Source organism: Streptomyces sp. NPDC047072, from assembly GCF_040643855.1.
Lineage (GTDB): Bacteria > Actinomycetota > Actinomycetes > Streptomycetales > Streptomycetaceae > Streptomyces.
In genome coordinates, this window is record NZ_JBEYVC010000326.1 from 1 (window position 1) to 4170 (window position 4170).

Annotated in this window: 4 protein-coding genes; 2 read left to right on the plus strand and 2 right to left on the minus strand. The window is 70.0% G+C overall.

Annotated features, from left to right (window positions below; genetic code table 11):
* The first annotated feature begins 235 nt into the window (after positions 1-235).
* Positions 236-871, plus strand: coding sequence for a TetR/AcrR family transcriptional regulator (locus ABZ896_RS52080; protein ID WP_360946360.1), 636 nt, complete (start codon positions 236-238; stop codon positions 869-871).
* Positions 872-873: 2 nt separating this feature from the next.
* Here ABZ896_RS52080 and ABZ896_RS52085 read toward each other — a convergent pair whose 3' ends face one another.
* Together ABZ896_RS52085 and ABZ896_RS52090 are read right to left on the minus strand one after the other, a co-directional pair.
* The gene (locus ABZ896_RS52085) at positions 874-1656 is read right to left on the minus strand and encodes a DUF2993 domain-containing protein (protein WP_360946363.1); all 783 of its coding nucleotides are present in this window, start codon (positions 1654-1656) and stop codon (positions 874-876) included.
* Positions 1657-1692: 36 nt separating this feature from the next.
* Positions 1693-2331 carry a TetR/AcrR family transcriptional regulator gene (locus ABZ896_RS52090; RefSeq protein WP_360946366.1) on the minus strand — a complete coding sequence of 213 codons (639 nt, stop codon included), beginning with the start codon at positions 2329-2331 and terminating at the stop codon, positions 1693-1695.
* A gap of 126 nt (positions 2332-2457) precedes the next feature.
* Between ABZ896_RS52090 and ABZ896_RS52095 the strand changes: the two genes are divergently transcribed.
* Positions 2458-4071: an MFS transporter gene (locus tag ABZ896_RS52095; protein WP_360946369.1), complete on the plus strand. Its 1614-nt coding sequence runs from the start codon at positions 2458-2460 to the stop codon at positions 4069-4071.
* The last annotated feature ends 99 nt before the right edge of the window (positions 4072-4170 follow it).

A 4170-nucleotide genomic window follows, 5' to 3' on the forward strand; every position in this document is an offset into this window, starting at 1 on the left:
CGGGAGCGGCCGGGGTGCTCGCCCCGCAGGGCGCCCTGCTCACTGTGGAGGTCCTGGTGGGCCGTGATGACATCGGCCCCGTTGACGCGGATTTCAGACATGGTGCCCTCCGAGCAACATTGCCGTAATGAGGAAATCATCAACTGTGACAGTTCTGTCGTCAAGATGTTCGCCGCAGGAAATGATGAATTCATCAGGACTGCGATCTCCATCGTGCGACCGCTAGACTCTGCGTATGTCTACGTCAGCCCTGCCCAGCAACCGGTTCGAGCGGCGTCGCGCAGAGACCCGCAGGGCGCTCGTGCGAGCGGCCCGGCAGATACTCGCCGAGAGCGGCGACACCAGCGCGAGCATCCAGGCGATCGCCGAGCGCGCGGACGTGGGCTTCGGCTCCTTCTACAACCACTTCGACTCCAAGGCCGAGCTGTTCGAGACTGCGGTGGTGGACGCCCTGGAGGAGTTCGGCCAGGCCTTCGACGAGCGCCTGGAGGGGATCGACGACCCGGCGGAGCTGGTAGCGGCCGGCTTTCGGCTCAGCGCCCGCATGGCCGACTCCCACCCGGAGCTGATGCAGGTCCTGCGCCGCCGCGGCCTCGGACACATCCACTCGGACAACGGCCTGGCCCGCCGGGCCCTGCGCGATCTCCAGGTCGGCATCGACTCCGGCCGCTTCAGCACCCTCGACCCGGTCGTCGCCCTGTCGGCGCTGGGCGGAACGCTGCTGTCCCTGGTGGAACTGCGCTTCGCCCGCCCCGAGGTGGACGGCGACGAGGCGGCCGTCAACCTCGCCGAGATGGTCCTGCGCATGCTGGGCCTCTCGGCGGACGACGCCCACGAGGTCGCCCGGCGCCCCCTGCCCGACCTCGACTGACCTCAAGCGGATGACGAGTCCGGGCGGAACGTGACCGAGCGGCCTGTGAAGCGGGCGTCGATCCCGTCCCCGGTGGTGGTGACCGACCGCAGGTGCAGTCCCTGCGGAACGTTCTGCAGCGGAATGGGCTCGTCCAGAGCCTTGTCGAGCAGTGATTTCAGCGGAGGGAGCAGTTCGCCCTGCTCTGCGCGGACGTCGGTGAGGGCGATGCGGTTGCCGCTCGCCGCCGAGACGGCCGCGCTCACGGTCACGTCGCCGACGAGCGGCAGACTCGCGGTCGCGTTGACCCGGTCGGACTCGTCGCCCCGTGACACCTGCACGCCGAGTGCGCTCGACACGTCCGCGTAGGACAGGAACGCGGTCGCCGTGACGCTGTTCGCATGAGCCTCCTCGGCGCTTCCCGAGGTTTTCAGCCCGTCCATCCCGACAGTCAGCTTCGTCACCGGAAGCGGCCGGGTGGTGCCGCTGGCTGGAATGTCGTGGGCGGTCAGGTCGACATGGTCCAGGCTGCCGTCGGCCAGCTGGGTCAGCACGGGAAAGCCCCTGACGTGCACCGATGGCCGCTCGGCGGTTCCCATGCCGTCCTGGAACGCCTCGGCGGTACGGCTCTCCGCGCGAGCTGCGGCGATCCGGTCGACCGCGACTCCGCCGACCAGCAGGGCCACCAGGGAGACGGCGGCGATGATGAGGCGGCGCCTGGTCCGGGGCGGGGGGCTCACGTACGTGGAGCCGTCGCCGTAGTAGGGCTCGCCGACGTACGCCTCGTCGGGGTGGGACTGGTACATGGTTCTCCTCTTCGAGTGGTGCAGGGGGAAGTGCGCCTATGCGGCGTCGCCCTCGGGCCGGACGAGCCCGTGGACGCATGCTGCGGCGCTGTCGCCGGCCACGCCCATAGCGATCAGGGCGGCGGTCGCGGTGCCGGTGCCGTCGTCGCTCCAGACCCCGCTGTTCACGCAGTCCAGAAGCCCTAGCAGGTGCCCCTCCAGTGCCCGGGTCAGTACGACCGGGGGGACGCTGGTTTGGAAGACTCCCTGTCGTTGCCCCCGGCCGATGATCGCCTCCGCCATGTCACGCGCCGGGGCGAGGACTTCAGCGAGCCGATCGGCCCCGAGGTCCTGGGGGGCGAGGCGCAGCAGGATCCGGTAGCGGTCACCGACGGGCCATACGGCGAGGACGAAGCGCGCCAGCTCCGTGACGGCATCCGCCACCGGCACCCGAGGGACCGAGACCGCCCGCCGCAACGCCTGCGTGGCCTCCTCCACCAACCCCTCCACCAGTGCGGCCCGGCCGTTGAAGTGGCCGTAGACCGTACGGCGCACCACACCGGCAGCCTCGGCGATGTCACCGAGGCTGCTGTCGGGGTCGCGGCCGAGTTCCTGCCGGGCCGCTTCGAGGATGCGGGCCCGGGTGAGCAGGGTTCGGCTGCGCTCCGGGGTGGTGGTGACGGGTGGGTGGGCCATGTCGGACCTCCGATGGACGGGGAGGGCAACTCGATAGTTGCACATCAACGGGCAATAAACTAGTCTGCACGTCGATGGGCAATTAAGCGCCCCCTCTTCCCTTCCCTGCTGCCGAGGAGCCCGACCGTGCCGCTCTTTGTGAAGACCCCCGTCGAGAAGATGACCGAGCCCTATCCGCGCCGCTGGTGGGCCCTGCTGGTGCTGTGCCTGAGCCTGCTGATCGTGGTCATGGCGAACACCTCGCTGATCGTGGCCGCCCCGGACATGACGAAGGACCTGGGGCTCGGCAGCAGTGACCTGCAGTGGGTCATCGACGGCTACACCGTCCCCTACGCCGCGCTGATGCTCGTGCTCGGCGCGATCGGCGACAAGTACAGCCGCCGCGGCGCCCTCATCCTGGGGCTGCTGATCTTCGTCGGCGGTTCGGTGATGGGCGGCCTGGTCGACGAGACGAGCCTGGTCATCACCGCCCGCGCGATCATGGGTGTCGGTGCCGCCGTCGTCATGCCGGCCACGCTCTCGCTACTGGTCGCGATCTTCCCGCGCGCCGAGCGCGCCAAGGCGATCACCGCCTGGTCCGCCACCTCCGGTCTCGCCATCGCCGCCGGCCCCCTGGCCGCCGGCTGGCTGCTGGAGAACCACGCCTGGGGCTCCACGTTCCTGATGAACGTCCCGCTCGCGATCCTCGGTGTCGTCGGCGCGCTGCTGCTGGTGCCGCCGTCGAAGGCGCAGGGCATGGGCCGGATCGACTACGTCGGCGGACTGCTCTCGATCGCCTCGGTCGGCTCCCTGGTCTACGCGACCATCGAGGGCCCGCACTTCGGCTGGGGCGCCGGCCCGATCACCGCGGCCGTCGTCGCCGGAGTCGGTCTCCTCGCCTTCGTCGCCTGGGAGTTGAGGCACCCCAACCCCATGCTGAACGTCCGCAAGTTCACCGAGCGCCCCTTCAGTGGCTCCATGCTCGCGGTGCTGTTCTTCTTCTTCGGCACCTTCGGCTCGATCTACTACTCCACCCAGTTCCTGCAGTTCGTCCTCGGCTACGACGCCCTGGAGACCGGCATCCGTCTGCTGCCGCTGGCCGGGGCGGTGTTCGTCGGCGCCGCCGTCACCGGCAGGCTGGCCCCCAAGCTGGGCGTGAAGATCGTGGTCGGCACCGGCATGGTGATCGGCACCGCGGGCGTCTTCCTGCTCACCCGGATCGAGTCGGGCTCGACCTACACCGACTTCCTGACGCCGCTGCTGCTGCTCGGCTTCGCCATCGGACTGAGCCTGTCCCCCGCCACCGACACCATCATGGGCTCCTTCCCGGAGGACGAGCTGGGCGTCGGCGGCGGCGCCAACGACACCGCCCTGGAACTGGGCTGCGCCCTGGGCATCGCGATCCTGGGCTCGCTGCTGGCCACGTCCTACAAGGACAGGCTGACCGACCTGGTCGGCGGCCACCTCCCGGCCTCGGCCCTGGACACCGCGAAGGACTCCGTCGGCGGCGGTGTCGCGGTCGCCGAGCAGGTCGCCAAGAACCCCCAGGGCGGCGCCGAACAGGCCCAGACCCTGCTCGGCGCGGTGCACGAGTCCTTCGCCCACGCCATCGCCCACACCAGCCTCATCGGCGGCATCATCATGGCCGCCGGAACACTGATCGTCATCGCCGTCCTGCCCGGCCGCAAGCACACCAGCAAGCACGGCGAGGACGCAGCGGCGCGGACGACCGAGGACCAGACCGAGACCGTGGACGCCTGAGCCTCGTACACCGGAGGCCGGAACCCCAATTCCGGCCTCCACCACCCGAGAACGGGCCGTGCCTTGAGCGGCACACGGCCCCGGACGGTGCCGGGAGGA